General features: G+C 39.5%; 18 protein-coding genes. 10 read left to right on the forward strand and 8 right to left on the reverse strand.

The features are described from left to right. Positions 1 to 197 precede the first annotated feature (197 nt). Complete coding sequence (locus I6F49_RS05235) at positions 198 to 1,853, forward strand: RluA family pseudouridine synthase (RefSeq protein ID WP_197178897.1); 1,656 nt, start codon at positions 198 to 200, stop codon at positions 1,851 to 1,853. 1 nt (position 1,854) lies between these two features. Here I6F49_RS05235 and I6F49_RS05240 read toward each other — a convergent pair whose 3' ends face one another. Genes I6F49_RS05240 through I6F49_RS05250 form a run of 3 tightly spaced genes read right to left on the reverse strand, consistent with a single transcriptional unit; the run spans position 1,855 to position 2,672 of the window. Continuing rightward, on the reverse strand, positions 1,855 to 2,073 hold the full coding sequence (locus I6F49_RS05240) for a DUF6500 family protein (protein ID WP_166420362.1): 219 nt from the start codon (positions 2,071 to 2,073) through the stop codon (positions 1,855 to 1,857). A 29-nt stretch (positions 2,074 to 2,102) separates the two neighbouring features. Next, positions 2,103 to 2,357: a hypothetical protein gene (locus tag I6F49_RS05245; protein WP_197178899.1), complete on the reverse strand. Its 255-nt coding sequence runs from the start codon at positions 2,355 to 2,357 to the stop codon at positions 2,103 to 2,105. A 60-nt stretch (positions 2,358 to 2,417) separates the two neighbouring features. Further along, on the reverse strand, positions 2,418 to 2,672 hold the full coding sequence (locus tag I6F49_RS05250) for a hypothetical protein (protein ID WP_197178901.1): 255 nt from the start codon (positions 2,670 to 2,672) through the stop codon (positions 2,418 to 2,420). Positions 2,673 to 3,003: 331 nt separating this feature from the next. Between I6F49_RS05250 and I6F49_RS05255 the strand changes: the two genes are divergently transcribed. After that, the gene (locus I6F49_RS05255) at positions 3,004 to 3,429 is read left to right on the forward strand and encodes a hemerythrin domain-containing protein (protein ID WP_197178903.1); all 426 of its coding nucleotides are present in this window, start codon (positions 3,004 to 3,006) and stop codon (positions 3,427 to 3,429) included. A gap of 116 nt (positions 3,430 to 3,545) precedes the next feature. Here the strand turns inward: I6F49_RS05255 and I6F49_RS05260 are convergent, their stop codons facing one another. Together I6F49_RS05260 and I6F49_RS05265 are read right to left on the reverse strand one after the other, a co-directional pair. Beyond that, positions 3,546 to 6,062 (reverse strand): plasma-membrane proton-efflux P-type ATPase, encoded by a 2,517-nt coding sequence (locus I6F49_RS05260; RefSeq protein ID WP_197178905.1) that lies wholly within the window; start codon positions 6,060 to 6,062, stop codon positions 3,546 to 3,548. A 284-nt stretch (positions 6,063 to 6,346) separates the two neighbouring features. Then, positions 6,347 to 6,760: a hypothetical protein gene (locus I6F49_RS05265; RefSeq protein ID WP_197178907.1), complete on the reverse strand. Its 414-nt coding sequence runs from the start codon at positions 6,758 to 6,760 to the stop codon at positions 6,347 to 6,349. A gap of 349 nt (positions 6,761 to 7,109) precedes the next feature. Between I6F49_RS05265 and I6F49_RS05270 the strand changes: the two genes are divergently transcribed. The 8 genes from I6F49_RS05270 to I6F49_RS05305 are packed head-to-tail and all read left to right on the forward strand — an operon-like array spanning position 7,110 to position 17,743. Continuing rightward, positions 7,110 to 9,470 carry a TonB-dependent receptor gene (locus I6F49_RS05270; protein ID WP_197178909.1) on the forward strand — a complete coding sequence of 787 codons (2,361 nt, stop codon included), beginning with the start codon at positions 7,110 to 7,112 and terminating at the stop codon, positions 9,468 to 9,470. Positions 9,471 to 9,480: 10 nt separating this feature from the next. Further along, a complete protein-coding gene (locus tag I6F49_RS05275) occupies positions 9,481 to 11,634 on the forward strand; it encodes an FAD-dependent oxidoreductase (protein ID WP_197178911.1) in 2,154 nt (717 codons plus the stop codon). A gap of 2 nt (positions 11,635 to 11,636) precedes the next feature. Continuing rightward, the gene (locus I6F49_RS05280; protein ID WP_197178912.1) at positions 11,637 to 12,455 is read left to right on the forward strand and encodes a DUF547 domain-containing protein; all 819 of its coding nucleotides are present in this window, start codon (positions 11,637 to 11,639) and stop codon (positions 12,453 to 12,455) included. Continuing rightward, positions 12,442 to 13,776: an ABC transporter substrate-binding protein gene (locus I6F49_RS05285; RefSeq protein WP_197178914.1), complete on the forward strand. Its 1,335-nt coding sequence runs from the start codon at positions 12,442 to 12,444 to the stop codon at positions 13,774 to 13,776. The genes I6F49_RS05280 and I6F49_RS05285 overlap by 14 nt, the downstream gene beginning before the upstream one ends. After that, the gene (locus I6F49_RS05290; RefSeq protein ID WP_197178916.1) at positions 13,773 to 15,527 is read left to right on the forward strand and encodes an ABC transporter permease; all 1,755 of its coding nucleotides are present in this window, start codon (positions 13,773 to 13,775) and stop codon (positions 15,525 to 15,527) included. Before I6F49_RS05285 ends, I6F49_RS05290 begins: the two co-directional genes overlap by 4 nt. A gap of 55 nt (positions 15,528 to 15,582) precedes the next feature. Then, on the forward strand, positions 15,583 to 16,221 hold the full coding sequence (locus I6F49_RS05295) for an ATP-binding cassette domain-containing protein (protein WP_197178924.1): 639 nt from the start codon (positions 15,583 to 15,585) through the stop codon (positions 16,219 to 16,221). Between the two features lie 57 nt (positions 16,222 to 16,278). Continuing rightward, complete coding sequence (locus tag I6F49_RS05300; protein ID WP_197178926.1) at positions 16,279 to 16,959, forward strand: CDP-alcohol phosphatidyltransferase family protein; 681 nt, start codon at positions 16,279 to 16,281, stop codon at positions 16,957 to 16,959. Beyond that, a complete protein-coding gene (locus tag I6F49_RS05305) occupies positions 16,952 to 17,743 on the forward strand; it encodes a sterol desaturase family protein (RefSeq protein WP_197178928.1) in 792 nt (263 codons plus the stop codon). Before I6F49_RS05300 ends, I6F49_RS05305 begins: the two co-directional genes overlap by 8 nt. Positions 17,744 to 17,955: 212 nt before the next feature. On the opposite strand, the gene I6F49_RS05310 is transcribed toward I6F49_RS05305, so the two are convergent. The 3 genes from I6F49_RS05310 to I6F49_RS05320 form a co-directional block, all read right to left on the reverse strand. Continuing rightward, positions 17,956 to 20,748 (reverse strand): PQQ-binding-like beta-propeller repeat protein, encoded by a 2,793-nt coding sequence (locus I6F49_RS05310; RefSeq protein ID WP_197178930.1) that lies wholly within the window; start codon positions 20,746 to 20,748, stop codon positions 17,956 to 17,958. A gap of 463 nt (positions 20,749 to 21,211) precedes the next feature. After that, positions 21,212 to 21,592, reverse strand: coding sequence for an STAS/SEC14 domain-containing protein (locus I6F49_RS05315; protein WP_197178932.1), 381 nt, complete (start codon positions 21,590 to 21,592; stop codon positions 21,212 to 21,214). A gap of 142 nt (positions 21,593 to 21,734) precedes the next feature. Further along, positions 21,735 to 22,427 (reverse strand): cupin domain-containing protein, encoded by a 693-nt coding sequence (locus I6F49_RS05320; protein ID WP_197178934.1) that lies wholly within the window; start codon positions 22,425 to 22,427, stop codon positions 21,735 to 21,737. Positions 22,428 to 22,475 lie beyond the last annotated feature (48 nt).

Genomic DNA, 22,475 nt, shown 5'->3' on the forward strand with positions numbered 1-22,475 from the left:
ATGATAGATATATTACTACTGAGGCTTTACTAACAAACGATACTCCTAGGTTTGCTGCGCACCCATACTGATACATAACACATGAATGTCCGCTTTAAAGTGTTTATGAATATGCGGGTGCGAGATTTTTAGTGGCTTAACTATGAATATGTTATTATGCGCTCAATTATTTTACTGAATGCTTTTCTCTTACTTCTATGTCAAATTCTGCTTCGTGCTTTACATTATTTTCTCAAAATATTGATTCTCTCGCGCTTCCTGAAAAGTTTACTTTCCCTTTTTATTACGAGCCGCAACCATTAGCTGTAGCAGCCACAAAACAATTACAGCAACAACTTGAAACGTTAACGCATTTAAAAGCAGAAAATGCCGGTAAAATGTTTGGGGTTTTAGTGGTGCAAAATACTAAGCAACAATTAGGCTTTTTAAGTGCTTACTCGGGGCAAATTGAAGGTGATAAAGCCAATATTAACTTTGTACCGCCAGTTTCTAGCATGCAGCTGCAGGACGATAGCTATTTGGCTCAAAGTAAAATAATTAACGATATTAATGCTCAAATTGAGCAATTAGAAAATAGCGAACAACTGCATGAAGTTAATAGCAAACTTGATGATGCAACACAAAGCTACCAACAAGCACTATTAGCCCAACAGGCAGTAATGCAAGCCGGTCGCCAGCAACGTAAAATACAACGTACCGAAGGCGAATTAGAGCTTAGCGAAAGTGATTTTGAGCAGTTAAAAAATAAGCTTGCAGGACAAAGCATCGTAGAAAAAAAGCAACTACTGGCACTTAAAGCCTATTGGCAAAATATAATCGAGTCACTGCAGCAAACACACACTAATATTACTGATGAAATTGCTCATTTGAAAAAACGCCGTAAAACGCTTTCTAAAAGCTTACAAAAAAAGTTATTTGCGCAGTACCAATTTTTAAATGCAAATGGTGAAACTACAGATTTAAATGCTATTTTTGCAGCACTACCAGAGCACACTCCACCTTCGGGTGCTGGCGATTGTGCAGCGCCTAAATTATTACAATACGCCTATAAGCACGATTTAAAACCAATTGCTATGGCAGAGTTTTGGTGGGGAGCCGCGCCTAAGTCAGCAATTAGGCAGCATAAAAACTACTACCCTTCTTGTTACAGTAAATGTCAGCCAATACTCGGGCATATGCTAAAAGGCTTAAATGTTGAAAACAACCCGCTACTTATCAACCCAGCCCAAGGTAAAGATTTAAGTATTATTTATAAAGATGATGACTTACTTGTGGTAAATAAGCCTGCAGAGTTTTTATCGGTACCTGGCGTAAATATTGAAGACTCAGTATATATGCGCATAAAAACGCAATTTCCAGAGGCTTCAGGGCCGCTAATTGTACACAGATTAGATATGTCGACTTCTGGATTATTGATGATCGCACTTAATAAACGCGTGCACAAAGCACTGCAAAAGCAGTTTATTGACCGCACCATAGATAAACGTTATGTCGCATTAGTTAATGGTAATGTAGCTGAGGATAGCGGAGTAATTGATTTACCCTTAGTGCTCGACTTTGATGATAAACCGCGCCAAATGGTGTGTTACAAGCATGGTAAGCCATCACTTACTACCTGGCAGGTTTTAGAGCGTAACAACAATATTACCCGATTACAGTTATACCCTAAAACAGGGCGAACTCATCAATTAAGAGTGCATTGCGCGCACAGCTTAGGTTTAAACATGCCAATTATAGGCGACACACATTACGGGCAAAAAGCCGAACGATTACATTTACATGCAGAATACTTAGCATTTACTCACCCAATTACGCTTAAACGATTAGAGTTTGAAGTAGCCGCAGATTTTTAAGCTAAAGCCTATCTAAGATCATTTGTTTGATGGTCTTTGCTTTTACAAAATGATCTAATTTATGAATGTGTATCCACCAAGTAGCTGCTTCCATGAGTAGCTCTGGGTTGTCGTTTTTATTGGCAAAAAATGCATAAAAAGAAAGCCCAACGTTTTCGCCTTTGCTGGCTATTTTTTTATCGCATACGGTAATTATTTTTGCTCTTAGTTCTTCCCTCATACATACCTTATTTAATTATATTTTTACTATTAAAATACGCTATTTAAAAAACTAACCATTAGCTGTAAAAGGCTTCGATCAACCAAGCCATGATTCTCAAGCTCTTTATTAGGCGTATTTACTTTTGTAGCTTTGCATTCATTATCTAATGGCTCATTTTTAAGTGTGTCGGTTTCGTATGCAATATCAGCTTGTTCCATGCACTTTGCTGAGCCCGCATAAGGTTGCGCTGCACAGCCGTTTAATAATAATAAAAGTGAAATTGTTATCAAAAATTGCTTCATAACTAATCCTATTTTTACGCAACTTATTTGCTTTAGACTATAGCTGAAAGTTAGCCGTATTTACTTTTCTACCACCATTACAAAAAATTCAAAAAAGAACGCCCCCACTGCATCAAAGAAAGTGTCGTTTTTTTCATCTTTTTTTATTTGCGCGCTTATGCATTGATTATAAACCTCTGTGCTTGTTTGAGCGTCATTTCGATCAACCATTTCAGCCTCTTCAATGCAAAAGTTAGGGTCTGAACGCGGGGCTGTACTACATGCACTTAATAAAGCGCACAGTAATAATGCAGCGACGGGGCTTTTTATGTTCATCCTTAAACTATCCTCTGAATTAAAACTCTATAAGGCACATAAGTATGGGGTAATCGTTATAAGTTGTACCTAAATAATGCTGCTACTTTATCACTACAATAAAATATGCAGCCAGTAAATATTTGTAAGCATCTGTAGAGGCCTTGCCTGTGCCTATAAATTCGCTATTTAAAAACCTGAAATTATTGCACTCACATCACTGTAAAATTTACAGTACCAACACTGAAAAACAAAAAATTAAAATAAAAAGCGATAAAATACAATAATTTAAGGTTTGGCATTTAGTTTGCTTGTTAAAGGTATAAGCAAATAAATTGTAAAAGGATTAGTTATGAATATTTTTGAAGCACTACGTCACGATCATGACAAACAACGAGAATTGGTAGATGCACTTATTCAAACACACGGCGACACAGAGCAGCGCCACAAGCTAATGGATGAGCTAAAAACAGAATTAGAAGATCACGCAAAATTTGAAGAACGTTACTTTTATAACCCCCTTATGTTTGATGACTTAACACACGAAAAAGCGCGCCACAGCGTAGCTGAACATCACGAAATTGATGAATTAATTGAACAACTTGAAGATACCGAAATGAGCTCGTCTGCATGGTTAGTTGCAGCTAAAAAGTTGCATCATTTAGTGCACCATCATCTGAGTGAAGAAGAACATGAAGTATTTCAATTAGCGGGTAAAGCATTAACCGAAGGGCAAAAACAAAGCTTGGCAAAGCAGTATAACGATGCAATGCACTAATACTTTTTATTTGTGAGTAACTCTACTCACACATAATTGAACTATCTTATATACACTCCCTGTGTACTTATTGGTTATAAGCCACTTGGCTTATAACCATTTTTTAAGCCTATGTGCTAACTCTTCTCTAGTAAGGGAGCTTCTGTTGGATCAAAAACTTTATAGGCAATTAGTTTTAAGCCATCATTAATAAAAAACCACACCAAGGCATATGCCCATACAGCAAATGCCCATCCCCATCCTAGTGGAGTCATAAACACGCCGTAAACAGCAATCAACGTTGCTATTATTTGCGTACCAAATACCGCTGCCATTAATATATTTGACGGCTTAATTGACCAAAATGGACCGCGAGTACGCGCAGAAAATATAGTTAAATGCCCTGCTACAGAAAGTAATAAATACATTAATGTTTGAAGATGAGGGCGGTCAAATTCAAATACTTTATCGCCTAAATAAAACAAACCAAAGGCAGCTATTGGCCCTACAATCCCCAGTACTGAAGAGATCCCTAAAACGAGCCGCATATTCCATGTTTCGGGCTTATTTTGATAATGCACATTATCGTACGCAATAGACAAAATGGCGGCATCGTTAAGTAAAGCAAGCATCACTATCATCACGGCTGTTAACGGATAAAAGTTAAAAATTAATATCGCCATGGTCATAAACAGTAATACGCGAAGTGTTTCTGCAACGCGGTAAATTGCATAACTGTTCATGCGTTGAAAGATTTTTCGGCTCTCTTTAACTGCATCAATAATAACCGACAAGCCATCGGTCATTAATACGATTGATGCCGCTGAACGCGCTGCATCTGTAGCACCCGATACAGCAATACCACAGTCAGCTTTTTTAAGTGCTGGCGCATCATTTACGCCATCTCCGGTCATACCAACAATGTGCCCTCTATGCTGTAGCACATCAATAATATGGTATTTATGCTCAGGGAATACTTGCGCAAAACCATCCGCGCTCTCGATAGAGTCATCTAGCTGCGTTGTTTTATGATGCTCAACGGCACCAAAACCACTGGCATCTAAAATATTCGTTCCTAAACCGAGTTTACTGGCAGTTTCGCGTGCAATCGCCACTTGGTCGCCGGTGACCATTTTAACGCTCATACCCATTTCTTTTGCATCGGCAATGGTTTGTATTGCCTCTTCACGCGGTGGATCAAAAAGCGGCAATACACCTATAAATTGCCATTTATCCTGACCGTCTGTTTTAGCAACCGCTAAAGAGCGAAACCCACGTGCTGCAAATTCATCTATTGACGCCTCAACTTGAGTTTTAACTGTCTCAATATTAGCCGACAAAGCTAAAATAACCTGCGGTGCACCTTTGGTCACTTTAAACGTTTTGCCATCAGCATTTTTAACTGACGCTTCAGTGCGTTTGCTTATAGGATCAAATGGTTGAAAATGCTCTATATGGTAGGAATCTAGATGATGCTCAGCTTTTACACTTTGTAATACTGCTAAGTCAATCGGATCGTTATTTTCTGAGCGAGATGCTAATGCGGCGTTCAATATAACGTCATCGCGGGTTACTCCATTAAGTGCATTATCAACACAGAACGGGTCGCCTAACGTTAATAAATTTTGCGTAAGTGTGCCTGTTTTATCAGAGCACAAAATATCAACACCCGCTAGCTCTTCAATTGCAGCTAAGCGCGTTACAACCACTTGCTTTTTAGCCAATAAACGAGCGCCTACAGCCATGGTAACTGATAGCACTGTTGGCATGGCGACTGGTATTGCCGCAACGGTTAATACGAGTGCAAACTGTAATGTGGTGATCATTGGATCATCGCGAAACAAAGCAACAATAACTATAAGCAGTACTAAAGCCGCAGCAAGCATTATTAAATAATTACCAATTTTAAGCACTGCTCGCTGAAAATGACTTGCAGTTCGCTCCCCTTGTACTAACTGTGCTGTTTTACCAAAAAAGGTATTTGCACCGGTCGCGTATACTATTGCCTCTATTTCACCTTGGCGGATAATAGAGCCAGAATAAACAGTTTCACCCGCCGACTTTATAACCGGTAACGACTCACCCGTAAGTGATGATTGATCGACCTCTACTGTATCGCCATCTAACAAACGCGCATCAGCAGGCACTATATCGCCCATACGCATTCTTATAACATCGCCTGGCACAAGGTCACTGGCATTTAAGTTTTGCCATTGAGTATCGCGGCGTACTCTCGCCTTATTTGCTAATTTTGCTTTTAATGCAGCAATTGCATTGCCCGCTTGGTGCTCTTCCCAAAAACCTACCAATACGTTAGATAACAATAAAACCAAAATAATAAAAAAATCAGCCCAGTGTTTAGCAAGTGCCGATAAAATAATAGCGGCCTCGATCATCCACGGTATTGGCCCCCAAAAGTAAGATAAAAATTTGAGTAATAAGTTTGTTTTTTCTTCGACTAGTTCGTTAGGCCCGTATTGTACCAATCTTTGTGTTGCGTCAATTTGGCTTAACCCGTCGGGTGATGTTTTTAGTTTTTCTTGAAATTGTGCTAAATCGAGGTTACTCCATTCATCACTATTTTGATTGTTTGTTGGTTTATTTGCTGAACGATTTAATGACTGATGCGCCGACGAAATTTTGACCTTTTTCATGCAAGCCTTCTATACAACATTGAGTTGAATAATTTTTAAAACCGACTAACCATATAGCTAACATAAACTAAAGCAGTCGATATTGTTCTTAAAAATGTATTAAATTTGATCTAACGCAATATTGAGACTGAAATAAAATGAAAAATTTATTTTAAAAGGATGACTAAGAAATTGGGTTACGAGGAGAATTGCCGAAAGGCTATATACGGGGCCGAAGTAGTAAATAACTTAGCCCCGTGTACTTTTTAGTTACAGCTCTGTCGGCTTATAACGATTAGTTTTGATTACTTTACAGTAAATTTAACGTCTTGGTCACGTAGTAAGTAAAGTGCAAAACACGCTGCCCACATTGGCCACGCTGTAAAGAATAATAAGTTGTTAAAACCGTCTATATACTGATTGTACGAAGAAAGCGTAGATAAGCCGTGCATTACAAAAATGATACCGTAAGTAACGCGCTTTTTAATACCCGCTAAAAATGCCAACACTAAAACAAGTTGAAGAGCACCAATTACATAAGCAACAATATCAGATGAGCCACTAATACCGTAAAAATGTTCAAAAATACGTGCGCTATGACCAGGATTTACGAATTTATCAAACGTCCACATAACCATTACAATAAACACGCCTAAACGCAAAGATAAAAGTGACCATTGTAAACGGCTTTGAACATCAGAATTGATTGAGCCTGTCATAAAACTTCCTTAAATAAATATTAATAAACGATGAAGTAACCTAGACCGTATAACTTAATTTTTATTTCAAAAAATAGTAATTATTTTTATTAACGATCCGCTTTAAGTCTTTGTTGATAAAACTTAAACAGTGCCGTACATGCTTTATAAAAGTATACTATGCTTAAAAATATCTTAAAAAGCAGTTATTTACATAAACGATTAAATTAAAGCACTTAAGTACTACTTTAAAATACTTGCTTAGGCTTATGTTCTAAAAAACAAAAAAGAAACACAAATTAACTGAAAGTTATTTTTATAGCCTTCGGTCTTTATCGCCAACAACATTTTAACCGTAGAGAGAAAACGTTTGAAACACGCATATTTAGCACTTTCCCTAGCCACAATACTAAATACACCACTTAATGCTTTTGCAGCCGAAGAATCAAAAACAACAAAAGATGGCGCAATAGAGCGTATTGAGGTGGCAGGCCAAGTTATTAAATCTCAAGGGCTTTCGGTTAAGGATGCAACAGTTGATGGACCTTTTGGTGACAACTTAGCCCTACAAGATATAGCACGCTCAGTAACGCCTATTTCAAGCGAATTAATAGAACAACTTAATATTACGAGCCTACAAGACGTACTCGCAGTAAGCCCAAATACGTATTCAGCTAGTGGTTTTGGCGCACCCAGTTTACCTACTATTCGTGGACAACTGGGTGAGCTTTTTCAAGATGGTACACGTCGTCAAGCTGGTAATAATGGCTTTGGTGTGCCGTTATCGTTCAACTCTATAGAACAAATAGATGTAGTTAAAGGCGCGCCGCCAGTATTATTTGGCTCAAGCCAACGCAACGGTGGTTTTGTAAACTTACATTCTAAAAAAGCATCTACGGATGAAAGCAAAGGCAAAGCAACTGTATCTGCAGGTCGATGGGATCAATACAGCGTTTTAGTTGATTACAGTGCACCCATTGTAAAAGACAAAGTAGGTTTTAGAGTAAGCGCTGAACATATTGATAACGGCAGTTACTACGACTTTTCGGGCACAAAAAGCGACAGCTTATTTGCATCATTACGTGTATTACCCGATGACAAAAGCAGCTGGGATATTAACTTTGAGTTATACCAAGTTGAATTTACCGATAACGCTGGCATTAATCGCCCTACTCAAGCGCTAATAGATAGTGGCCTTTATATTACCGGCCAAGGCGTGCAAGCAAACGGCAGCACGGTACCAGCAGCAGGTTCAATTATTTCACCTACTGGACAAGTTAAAATTGACCGTAGTACTGTACTTACCGACCCTGATAATCAAAACGAAGCCACCACGTATTTACTGCACAGTATTTATAAGCGTGAGCTTTCTAACAACGCATCAATTAAAAACATTACCTATTTTCAGCACTTACAACGTGAAGAAATTGCGCAAAATAGCTTTGTTGAAATTATAGACGGTGCTGATACAGCGCAAAACCGTACTGAGCTTACTTACCTTTGGAATAGCGAACAGCAAACCATTTTTGCATTTGATGTACGTTACAACCGTGTATTAGGTTACAGCCAATTTACCTCCGAAGCCGACTTACCTATTGACTTAACAGGCCCAATTTCAAATCGTCGTATTCCTTTAACAACAGAACAACAAGCGCGTTTAATTGAAATTAGTCCTGGTGTATTTGTATCTCCAGGTGGTCAGTACGATATTAATAACGACGGCAACGGCGACTTTAACTTATCAGACACGACAGATTCACGTTCATGGCAAACAGGTTTTGCTATTCAGCAAGATTCAGATTGGACAGATAAGTTTCATACGAGTGTTGGCTACCGCATTGATTTTTATGATGTAGACGCACATGACCCAATAGCACCAGAGGGTGAAATTGCAGCCAGCGATAGCATTAACGATAAACTACATTCGGGCCAAGTGAGTTTTAACTACCGATTAAACGCTGATTACACCACTTATGGCGCAGCAAGTTATAACGAAGCCACATCAAATAGTATGGCTGGCGGCACGTCTCTTGGTGGCGACAACACGATTAGCGCGCAAAACTTTTCAACCGAAAATACCTTAGTTGAATTTGGTTTAAAATACGCACCAACCGACAGTGATTGGTACGCCGACGGTGCAGTGTTTAGCCAACGACGCAGCTTACGTAATCGCGATGGGAGTAATACCGGTATTCGTACTACCGGTTTTGAAAGCCAAGTATTTTATGATGCTTACCCTTATTGGCTAAGTGCTGGCTACAGCTATATTGACGCTCGCTACGATAATTCTGCAAGTAGCCAAGATTCAGCACAAGTCGCTGATGCATTTGACAACTCACGTCCAGATATTATTGAAGGTACCAGTGTTGGCGCACCTAGCTTTACCGCTTTTGCACCATCAAACACCCGTGTGCAGGGCATCCCTGAGCAATCGTTCAGCTTTAACGGAAATTATTCAATTAATTCGAAATGGCAAACGGGTTTTTCAGGTCTATATACAAAGAGTTACCCATTAGACTTTTTGGCGACGGTAAAAATTCGTGATCAGTACACACTAAACGTAAATACTAGCTATGCTTTTACACCTAGTACCAAGTTACGATTAGATGTGAACAACATAACGAATCAAAAAAACTGGCGCCCAGTATTTGAAGGCGGTTACTTTGGTGCAACTTTAGCTTTTCCTGAGTTGCCAATAAACGCCAAGCTAACGCTTACACATAGTTTTTAAGAGAGAGAGCATGATTAAAAAAATATTTTTATTATTGATTGCAGCGGCCGCCGTCGGCCTGTTCTTTCATTTTGACTTACACCAACTACTCACGCTTGATGGCTTAAAAGGGTCGATGGATCAGTTTAGCGATTACAAAGAGCAATCACCGCTACTCGTTATTGGTGGGTTCTTTTTATTGTATGTAGTGGTAACGGCTCTCTCTTTACCGGGCGCCGCTATTTTAACACTTGCAGCAGGTGCATTGTTTGGTTTAGTTGAAGGCTTATTGGTTGCATCTTTTGCATCAACTATTGGCGCAACACTTGCCTTTTTAGTATCGCGCTACTTACTACGTGACACTATTAAGCAACGCTTTCCTGAGCGCTTAGCTGCAATTGACGCAGGCGTTGAAAAAGAAGGTGGATTTTACTTATTTACTCTTCGTTTAGTACCGGTGTTTCCGTTCTTTTTAATCAACTTACTAATGGGTGTTACCTCAATAAAGTCATGGACTTATTACTGGGTAAGCCAGCTAGGTATGCTAGCAGGTACATTTGTATTTGTTAATGCAGGTACGCAACTGGCCAAAATAGATAGCTTATCTGGAATTTTATCATTCAACTTAATTTTATCATTCGCTTTATTGGGTATATTCCCTTTCATTGCAAAAGGAATCTTAAACGTGTTTAAAAAACGTCGCGTATACAAAAACTACACTAAGCCTAAAAAATTCGACCGTAACATGATTGTTATTGGTGCCGGCGCAGGTGGTTTGGTAACAAGTTATATTGCTGCTGCTGTTAAAGCAAAAGTAACCCTTATTGAAGCGGGCGAAATGGGCGGCGACTGTTTAAACTACGGTTGTGTTCCAAGTAAAGCCGTTATTAAAAGCGCTAAAATTGCAGAGCAAATTCGCCATGGTGAAAACTACGGCCTAGAAAATGCGACACCGCAATTTTCGTTTAAAAAAGTAATGGCACGTGTACATAAAGTAATTGCAGATGTAGCACCACACGACAGTGTTGAGCGCTACACCGACCTAGGCGTAGACGTAGTAAAAGGTTACGGTAAATTAATAGACCCGTGGACTGTAGAAATTAAGCTTAACGATGGCGGCACGCAAACGTTAACCGCTCGTACCATTGTTATTGCCACTGGCGCACGCCCATTTGTACCGCCACTACCTGGTATTGAAGAAACAGGCTATGTAACAAGCGATACATTGTGGAATAAATTTGCAGAGCTAGATGAGGCACCTAAAAAGCTTGTAGTGCTTGGTGGTGGTCCAATAGGTAGCGAATTAGCACAAAGCTTTGCACGTTTGGGTTCAAGCGTTACGCAAATTGAAATGAGCGAGCGCATCATGATCAAAGAAGACCTTGAAGTGTCTACTTTTGCTCACGAAGCGTTAACCGAAAGTGGCGTTAATATTTTAACATCGCATCAGGCACTGCGCTGTGAAGCCCGCGATGGTAAAAAATTCATTATTGTTAAACATAACGACCAAGAAATCGAGATTGAATACGACGAGCTATTATGTGCTGTTGGCCGAAGTGCGCGCCTTAAAGGTTACGGTCTTGAAGAGCTAGGCATAGAAACAAACCGTACTGTTGTAACTAACGAATACCTAGAAACGTTATACCCAAATATTTTTGCAGCAGGCGATATAGTAGGCCCGTACCAGTTTACACATGTGGCAGCCCATCAAGGTTGGTACGCAGCGGTAAATGGCTTATTTGGTCACCTTAAAAAGTTTAAAGTAGATTACCGTGTTATTCCGTGGACTACGTTTATTGACCCAGAAGTTGCACGTGTTGGCTTAAACGAGCAAGACGCAAAAGACAAAGGCATAGACTACGAAATTACTCGCTTTGAATTTGAAGAGCTAGACCGTGCAATTACCGACAGCGCTACAAAAGGCTTTATTAAAGTAATTACACCCAAAGGCAAAGACAAAATACTCGGTGTTACTGTGGTCTCTGAGCACGCTGGCGACTTAATAGCTGAATTTGTTTTAGCAATGAAACACGGTTTAGGCCTTAATAAAATACTCGGTACTATACACAGCTACCCTACTTGGGCTGAAGGTAACAAATACGCAGCAGGCGAGTGGAAACGCGCTCATGCACCTGAAAAAGTGCTTAACTTGCTTGAAAAATACCATACTTGGCGTCGAGATTAATTATGTTTAAAACACCTCTAAAGGCATTACTCCTTGGCTCGGCTTTAGTTGCAACATCGTTTGCAACGTCATTCGCAGCCCAAGCACAGAGCATGCACGATAGCTGGAATACATTATTAAATAAGCACGTTATCGAAATTAACCAAGGTCACAGTACTGAGGTTGATTACACTGCAATAAAACGTGAGCATGCACAGCTAAAAGCGTATTTAGATTCGTTAACGGCTGTAACGCAAAGCGAATTTGATGCGTGGGAAAAGCCTAAGCAACTTGCGTTTTTAATCAATGCTTATAACGCCTGGACTGTTGAGCTTATATTAACTAAATACCCAGATCTTGAGTCTATTAAAGATTTAGGGAGCTTTTTTAGCTCACCGTGGAGTAAAGAGTTTGTGCCATTACTTGGCAAAACTCGCAGCCTTGATGATATAGAACATGGTTTAATACGTGGCAGCGGTAAATACAACGACCCACGCATTCACTTTGCAGTAAATTGCGCGAGTATTGGTTGCCCAGCGCTTCGAGAAGAAGCGTATACAGCCACTGATTTAGAAAGCCAATTGCAAAAGCAAACAGTGCGCTTTTTATCAGATATGACACGTAATATGGCTCAAGAAAAAACGCTAAGCGTGTCTTCAATATTTAAGTGGTACGGCGATGACTTTGAAAAAGGCTTTAGAGGTGCAAACACGCTACAGCAGTTTTTCTTGCAGTATCCTGATGCCCTTAAATTGATACCCGCTCAACAAAAAGCACTTAAAAATGATGACATGAAAGTTAAATTTTTAGACTACAACTGGGATTTAAATGTTCGCCATTAAGTTTTGGCAAACACTGACGCGATACAGCTTTTGCTGTGTCGCGTTTTGCGTTTGTACAATCGTAAATTTAGCTGTTTTTTCGAGCACCGCGTTTGCTAATACCGTTATTAACTCAAATAGTAAAAGTAATTTAGTAATAAATACACAACAGGGATCTCGCTGGCAACAAGTTAAAACACTTGGTAGCAATCAAGATGTATACTTTTATGCATGGGGCGGCGACGCGCAAATAAATGCTTATATTCAATGGGCTGCGCAGCAAGTTAAAACTAAGTACAACATTAATCTGGTACATGTAAAATTAAGCGATACCAGCGAAGCAGTAAGCCGTGTACTTGCCGAAAAATCAGCAAACAATAACAACCAAGGCAGCGTAGATTTAATGTGGATCAACGGGGCTAACTTTGCCACCATGAGTGAACACTCTCTGCTTTTAAAGCAATGGGCGAATAAACTCCCCTATTTTGCATTAACCGATCCGGCTAATAACCCTGCTGTAACATTTGATTTTGGACTACCTACCAATGGAATGGAAGCACCATGGGGGCAAGCGTCACTTACGTTTTATTACGACAGCATTGCAATAAATGGTAATGCAAACAACAAATTGCCGACTACATTAAACGAATTATTAAACTGGAGCGCACAAAACCCTGGTCGCTTTAGTTACCCAAAGCCGCCTGACTTTTTAGGTATGAGCTTTTTAAAATACGCCTTAGTTGTACTGCATCAGCAAAGCAGCGAAAACATTAAAGCGCAGTTAAACCAACCAGCTACCGCTTTAAATACTGCACAAGTGCTAAACCCTTTGTGGGAGTTTTTAAATAAACTACACCCAACACTTTGGCGTGGTGGCACTCATTTTATGCAAAGTGGTGCTCAAATGCGCCGCCTAGTAGACGATACAGAGCTGAGCTTAGCCTTTACTTTTTCTGCACCAGAAGTACCGGCAGCTGTAAAACGCTATGATTTGCCAAACAGCATTCGCAGCTATGCAATGAGTGATGGCAGTTTAAGTAATACCCATTTTGTGGCAATCCCTTACAATGCAACCCACCAGCAAAGTGCGCAATTAGTGGCTAATTTTTTAATGAGCCCAGAGGCGCAAGCTGAAAAACAAAAAGCGCATATATGGGGCGATAAAAGCGTACTTATTCAATCAACGCTAACGCCTGATCAGCAAGCCTTATTTAAAACAGCTAAACCGCATCCAAGTGCACTGCCTTTAAACAGTATTAAACGCACATTGAGTGAACCTCATCCAAGCTGGGTAAACGCCATTATGCAAGGTTGGCAAACCCGTTATGGAGTAAGCCAATGAGCGTTATTTCAAAAAGTGTCCCGGTAAATACCAAAGCAACAACGCAGTGCAGCATCGATATGTTTACGCGCATTGTAAAATTTAGCCCGCGATTTTTACTCGCTTTACTTATACTACCCGTACTTGGTGGCTTAATTAGCGTATTGCTGCCTGCCTTTGGTTATGCACCCGTACTTGAGCAAACAACGTTTAGCTTGCAAGGTTTTAATGCCCTTTGGCAAACACCGGGCTTTACCCAAATGGTTACCCTAAGCGTTGCAACAGGCTTAATAAGTACTTTGCTTGCATTTATCATTACCTTAATGATTTTAGCTGCGTTTTTTAACAGCCCGTGGCTTGACCGAATACAACGTTTATTGAGCCCTATATTAGTGATACCTCATGCCGCAGCGGCTATTGCAGTAGGGTTTTTAATTGCCCCTTCAGGTATGATTTCACGCTTAGCGTCGCCTTGGTTAAGCGGCTGGGAACTTGCGCCAAACGGCATGTTTCCGCATGATTCGTTCGGTATTAGTATAATTTTGGGCTTAACACTTAAAGAACTTCCCTTTTTATTATTAATGGCACTAGGCGTGCTTGCTCAACCTGAGCTTGGCAAAAAATTACGCCAACAACATAAGGTTGCGCTTAACTTGGGCTATTGCCCAATGACCGCCTTTTTTAAAGTAATACTGCCCAGCCTTTATCCGCTACTGCGTTTGCCCCTTTTAGCCGTATTGGCTTATGCCAGCGCAAGCGTAGAAATGCCTCTTATTTTAGGCCCAAATACACCACCCACGTTGGCCGTTGCAATAATGCATTGGTTTAACGATGTTGATTTAAACCTGCGTATTAAAGCCTCAGCAGGTGCTTTATTACAACTGGCTGTTACAGGCGGGTTATTAGCCCTTTGGCTTGGAGGCGAAAAGGCTGTAAAAGTGTTATTTAGTGACTCTCTTACTAACGGAGTGCGTGAATACGGCGGATTTTATTGGCAAAAAATAACGGTAGTACTCACCGCATTAGTAATTAGCTTTATACTGTTGTCACTTATTGGTTTAGTTATGTGGTCGGTTGCAGGCTTTTGGCGCTTTCCAGATGCAATGCCTGAACAATTTACGCTACTGCATTTTAAAAGTGCGTTAATGCAAATGGGCAGCCCACTTTTTAATACGCTAGCAATTGGTTTAGTAACCACACTATTTGCCATTATCCTTACTTTATTGTGTTTAGAATCAGAGCAGTTGAGTGACAAACCTATTTCTCGTTTTACCAGTTTAATTATTTACTTACCGTTATTAGTACCCAGTATTGCCTTTTTGTTTGGGCTAGTATGGATACAACAACTAGTGAATAACCAAGCCGCATTTTTTAATGTAGTACTTACTCATTTACTGTTTGTGTTGCCTTATGTGTTTTTGTCGCTTGCGAGCAGCTATAGGCGCTTAGATCCTCGTTTTGCTCATGTTGCAGCAAGCCTAGGTGCAGCGCCATGCAAGGTGTTTTTTAAAGTAAAACTACCTCAGTTGTTTGCTCCTATTTTAATTGCAGCCGCACTGGGCTTAGCCATTAGTTTTGGGCAATACCTACCCACGCTTTTAGCAGGCGGCGGGCGCATTGCGACTATAACAACCGAAGCCGTTACGCTTGCCAATGGCGCAAGCAGACGTACCAGTGCCGTGTACGCTATTATGCAAATGGCGTTGCCGCTTATTGGATTTATATTGGCATGGGGTTTACCTAAATACTTTTTCAAAAGCGCACGTATTTAAAAGTGCGCAAATTTAAAGCACCCATGTTTAACATTATCAGGGTTAAGGTTTTTTAATGCAGTCATCATTACAGATTAAAAATTGTCAGCTTTATCGCCAAAAAGAGCTGTTACTTAGCTTAAATGAGCAAGTTAATGGCGGTGAAATTCTAACTATTATGGGCCCTTCAGGCAGTGGTAAATCAAGCTTATTAAATTGGCTTACAGGTACTTTACCAAGTAGCTTTAAGGCCAATGGTGAAGTATGGCTTAACGGCCAAAATATCGATAACACCCCTCCACACTTACGCCATATTGGTGTACTTTATCAAGACGCTTTATTATTTTCGCATTTAACTGTTGCTGGTAACATTGCCTTTGCAATGCCCAAAGGTAATAAAAAACAACGCCTTGAGAAAATAGAACACGCGCTTGAGCAAGTAGGTCTTAAAGACATGGGCAATCGCCACCCCGATAACTTATCGGGCGGCCAGCAAGCCCGTGTTGCATTATTACGCATGCTACTGAGCGAACCTAAAGCCATTTTACTCGACGAACCCTTTAGCAAGCTCGACACCCAACTGCGTGTTGATACACGCGAACTCGTGTTTAGCCAAATACGGGATCACAAACTACCCGCAATAATGGTAACCCACGACCACAGCGACGCAGAAGCTGCGAATGGCACACTCATTACTTTAAGTAACGCACTTTAATACATGACTTTAATACATGATTTTAATACATAGCTTTAAACGCATAAGGCACCAAACATGTTAGACAAATATATTACCCCTGTAATAAAGCCGCTGTTAACCCCGGTTGTAGCGTTAATGCACAAGCGCGGTATAACGCCCGACCAGCTTACCGTAGTTGGCTTTTTAGTGGGGCTATTAGCCGTGCCGTTACTTGCATTTGAAATATGGTATGGCGCATTAGTTGCTATTGCTTTAAATCGAATTTTAGATGGACTTGATGGTGCATTAGCACGCTATGCAAACCAAAGTTCAAGCGCGGGTGGCTTTTTAGATATCACACTCGATTTTTTATTTTACGCGGCTATTCCACTTGGGTTTATTTTGGAAAATCCTGAACAAAATGCGATTGCAGGCGCTATATTGCTTGCCACATTTATTGGCACGGGTTCAAGCTTTTTGGCATTTGCGATTGCAGCCGAAAAATTTAAACTCGAAAAACCGCAATTTAAATACAAAAGCTTTTATTACTTAAACGGTTTGACCGAAGGCACTGAAACAATAGCGCTATTTATTGCATTTTGTATTTGGCCTCAGCACTTTGCGGTTATGGCGAGCATTTTTGCTATTGCGTGTGGCATAACTATTTTTACCCGTATACATGGCGGATATCATACACTTAAGCAACAAGAAGCCGATGCTAACAAAGCAGCTGAAGACACCCTTCGCAGTGCAAATTCTGAGGTAATAAATGACTAACGAAATATGGTGGCGCTTAGGTTTCTTTTTTAGCATTTTAGTTATTATGATGCTGCTTGAATCGCGTATGCCTGCGCGTACATCTCCCATTAAAAGCAGCACTCGTTGGTTTGCTAATTTTGGATTAGTGTTTGCATCATCAGTTATTGCGCGCTTAGTGGTCCCTATTGGGTTAACTGCCGTGGCACTTTATAATCAAGAACACGGCATAGGCTTATTTAATCAAATCGCCATGCCAAGCGTAATAACTATTGTTTTAAGCATGCTATTACTCGATATACTCATTTACTGGCAACATAGGTTATTTCATAACGTGCCTATTTTATGGCGTTTGCACCGCGTACATCACGCCGACGCACACGTAGATACCAGTACAGGCCTGCGCTTTCATCCTATCGAAATTGTGCTGAGCATACTTATAAAACTCATTGCAGTAACTGCTCTTGGCGTACCTGCCATTGCGGTACTTATATTTGAAATAGCACTTAATGGTTTAGCGCTATTTAATCATGCAAATATACGCCTACCTAATGCCATTGAAAAACCACTGCGCTTAATACTAATGACGCAAATATTGCATCGAATTCACCATAGCCAAGTAGTTAGTGAAACTAACTCAAACTATGGTTTTAGTGTAATTTGGTGGGATAAATTATTTGGCAGCTACAAAGATAAAGCAAAAAAAAACGACGCAGATATAAACATTGGCTTAAAAGAATACCCCAGCCAAAAGCAAAATGCCTCGCTTTGGGGTTTACTGTTTATGCCATTTAAGAATAAATGAGTGGTGGACTCATTCGAGAATTAAACTACGCAATTAAACTAGACACACACCCTAATTTTACTGCGCTAGGTAAACTAGCGCCTACAGCAGTGATGTTATATTTGTAGGCGCGGCTTTATGCCGCGTTTTTGGTGCTAGTAATAATTAAACTAAACACTAACCTTAATGAAAGAATTAGGATGGGTGTCACGTTAATTTTTTCACCCATTTTTCTATAATCGTTTTTCTAAAGTGATATCTAAAAACCTAAACCCACCTGTAGGTAACTGAACATTAATCTTCCCATTTGTGATTTTAAACTCATCCCCTGACAAAATATCTTTAATTTTTTTAGGCGATATAGTGTTAAAGGTTACCTCAGCTAGTGCTGTTTGTGGATTAATATAACCACCATCAACCAAAGTTAAACGTAAGTTAGTCGGTGAGGTTTGCGCGACAACCCAAGCTACATTGCCCTTTACTGTAATGGGTAATAGCTTTGATTTATCCTTAATACTTTTTTCTACCGTTTTATAAAATTCTTTTGCTGAAAAACGTTGTTTACCATCTGCAGAAACATACTCTCTACCGTCAGTTAAGTACTCTTGCATAATGTTTTTATAAATAGGGTGTAAATGATCAACTAAAGCACCTCTAGCTGCTTTATCATCAGCGAATACGCCCTTTTGTGGTGGTGTAATTAACACTAAACCGTTTGGGTATTGAGGTAAGAAACCCAAACGCCTTTCTTTAACACCTGCGGCATAACGTGAAAAATCCCACTCAGTCACAGGAGCACCAGGCCATGAGCCATTTAGTCGGCTGAATACCATTGGATTTTCATCTTCGACCTTTTGATCATACAGCGACGTTGTTTTAACATTATTCCCTTCATCTAAATAATGATTATCTGGTGGCAACATGCCAATATTTACAGGTGAATAGCTTAAAATTTCATTAGGTTTAGGTATGTACAACGCGCCTTTGCCAATTAAATCCCAAAAGGTTTTCATGTGTGTTTGGTCAACAGGAAAATTATTAATATAAGTCGCGCCATTGGCTGCACTATAGATGTACTGTCGCAGAGCATGATTAGGCAACATTTGATGCGAATTTTGTCTTAATCGATCATAACTTGTGTTATCTCGAGCTAAACGCGCTCCCCAATTGTTAACCGAACCACTAGCCCACAAACCGACTCTACCGGCAATGCTTAATTCCATCGATTTATCAGTAGTTTCTTCCATTGCAGGTACAAAAACATCGGCAAATTCACCGGAAATTAGCCTTGACCACCCTTTTTTATAAACCATTGATTGCCAGAACGTGTGCTTGTTCCTTAAAAACAAGTTGCCGTTGAGTTTTTGTGCCGCCTCCGCTAAAGGAAAAATTAAAACAGATTTTTTCCCATTGGCTACTTTTAAGGTTTTAATATTAGTATCTAAACTACGGTAGTATGGATCGTTACCATGACCGCCCCAATAGGCCGCACCAACATCACCACTATAGAGTTGTTTGGCTTTTTCTAATATTTCGGCTTGCGATAAATCATATTTTTTTCTTCGGTCACGTTTATTTTGATAAACCTTGTTCGGTATTGCAGAACGATCCCAATTTTCAGTACCCAGGTTGCCTGAATCAAGAAATATAGGGCTATCGTATTCATTCGTGATGTGTTTAACCACTTTCTTTGATGTCTTATTTATATCAGACATTAAATATACAGGTAATGGTTTATGTTTATATGTCGTTTCTTGGTAATGCGTTAACTGCTGGTTTACCTTGTCAATATTATTCAAAATAGCAGCAATTTTTCCAGGAGGATTTAAGTTTTTAAATTGATTATCCCATCCTTTTTTCGCAATATCTAAAACGTGAATGCTGCTACCACCACTTTGACTACTGGCTAAAATAATTTTATTTGTTGCAGGGTCTTTCCACATATCGTTATACGAATACTTTCCTGTAACCACATTAGTTTTAGTTTTAACTTTAGCTTTTTTCATAGTGGCAGGAATAATAGTTAAACTATTACCGTAAAGGATAAATATACTTTTTTCACCTTGATATTCAACTAGTTCGGTTTGAGCTATTCGATAACCAAACTTACCGAATATAGGTGATATTGTTTTTAATGGAATAACGGTTTCAGACTTTGTTTTAGGATCATATAAGGCGATGCTTTGGTTTTTCATTTTAGTGCTGCCCAAAAGCACCTCTTGATTTGCGTCGTCATCAATATCTACTACACGTATATCACCAATGGGTGAGCGCATCGCTTTTAATGGGTCAGCAATAAATGGTTTATCTGCGAGTGGTTTAAATAAATATATAGCGCCAGATCCTTGCATTGAATTAACAACACCTAGCACCGCTAAAACATCACTACCGTCGGCTTGTTTAAGTGCTCTTAAAAAGTTGATTGAGTGACGTTTAGCTGGTTGAGAGCGCGCCTGAGGGTTATCTTTGGTTGCTTTGTTTGGGCGCGATTTTTCAATTGAATAAGTTGAAGATGCAATGGTTTTTATTAACTTACCTTGAGTGTCTAAATAATAAAAATTATTATCAAAACCACCGGCGACCACATATGAAGTATTATCTTTTTTTATAGCGGTAACAGAGTACATAGGTGCATCATTAATTTTAAATGACCATTTCAATTTACCTTTGTTGGATAAACAATACACATGACCATCTGCATTAGCGGTCAATATTTCATCATTACCATCACCGGTAATATCTTGTGTCCAAACATCATGGTTCATAAAACCAGACAATTTATTTTCCCATAAAACTTTACCGTCATAATCTACTGCAAATAAAGTCCCCTCGTAACTTGAGCCTACGATGTATGAGCCAGATTTGCGATTAGCTGATCTCACTTTACTAATAGTGTATGGGGTTTCAATACTATACAACGCAGACGTTACATCAGGCCCTAATCTACTAGGACTAGCGGTAGTGCAACCGCTTGTTAGCAATACACATAATACAAGGTATGACATTTTTTTGATTATAATTTTCATTTTTATCCCTGAATTAAGTATTTACTCAAACATTTTATATTTCTATTATGCGGAATAATTAAACAAGAGAACCACTTTAATTACTATAATTAAATAGACAAAGCCGAGTCACTAAATTTACTTTTGGACTAAGCGTTCATCTTTTTACTGAACTAGACTGCCACCCTAATGAAATATACAAAACGGTGCCATTAAATTTAATTTTAGATTAATAATTTATCTTTTATCGCCGGGTTATTTCATTTCATCCATTAAATAAGTCATTAGCGCTCTTACTACAAAACAAGACTGTTGTGGTCAACTAATTCCGGACAGTGGGTTAAGTTTGTCTTCTGCTACAGCAGGGGCAAGCATTCGATTATAGCTATATGGCCCGCGCCAGTTATAGTAATTCATCAAATAACGTTACCCATAAAGAAAAAAGCACTCTATAAGAGTGCTTTAATTTAAGTTTTCAATCAGGCTATTCGTCTAGCCAATCTATGGCTGCGGTAGCATTTTCAAAGTATTGAACCTCACCCGATATAAACCAGTTACCTATTTTTGCCATTCGAGCTTGCCAATCTTTATTGCCGTAAATAGCTACTTTTTTAAATTCTTTAGAGTGCTTAACACCTAACTTGAGGTCATCCCACGCTGCGCGTAGTTCCCAGCCTTCAAGTTCGCTGCCATCTATTAAAACATTTACTACAGGATGATTAACTTCGCTAAGTGCTGAATTTATCATTGGGGTAATTATTTTATAGTCGTCATGAGTAAGTGTACCAACGGCTTTAAGTTTTAAAAAAAACTCTCGTCCTGCACGTTCAAGACCAATAGATAAACCATGTGTTGTGTGTACCATTGCCACTCTCCTTAAATAGTAAGTAACAAAAATACACCTTCTAAAGTTAATTAGTCCTGAACTAAATCAATAAATAGTCCTGAACTGGATCAATAAATAGTCCTGAACTAGATCAATAAACAATCTCAAATAAACGACTCAATTATGCGTTTTGTACACGAGATATCTGGTTTTCTACATCAGTTAAATGGCCCGTTTTAAGCCATACTTTTGCACCATTACTTCCCGCTTTAACGTTAACAGAGCTATTAATAGGCACTCTTAACCAACTGTTTTTTACAAGGGTATCGGCTTGCTCATCTAATGAGCCTTCTAGTACTAAGAACTCTGCTCCACCTTTTGCGTTTATAACCATGTCGGCATTGGGCTCAAAGTGTAATAAGCTTACGTCTTCAAAGTCGTCTTTATATAAAGGTGTTACGGCTACATTTTTAAAATGTGGATGCACCGTACTTTGCATCAAGTCTGTTTGCAAACGCACATGCGTTCGATCCTCTGGCTGAAACTGCCATAACTTTACAAATATAACGCAGCCATTTTCAGACCCCGGTTTGTGCTTTGATTGCGGTGGGTTACGGATATAAGAACCTGCCGGAAAGTCACCATGTTCATCTTGAAATACCCCTTCAAGCACAACAAACTCTTCACCGCCTGTATGTACATGCGGTGAAAACTCACTGCCAGGTGCATAACGAACAATGGTCGTTGCGCGAGCAACTTCGTCGCCCACTCTATCGAGCGCTCGTCTATCAACGCCCGCCATTGGCGATGCAACCCACGGTAGCGTTTCGCTATGTACCACAACTCGTTTACTAAAATCGGCAGCAATTTTCATATTTGGCTCCTAACCGGTGTTTTACTTAAACCCTAACCTAAAACAAGT

The sequence above is a fragment of the Pseudoalteromonas sp. SWN166 genome (assembly GCF_015864485.1).
In the GTDB taxonomy this organism is placed as follows: Bacteria; Pseudomonadota; Gammaproteobacteria; order Enterobacterales; family Alteromonadaceae; genus Pseudoalteromonas.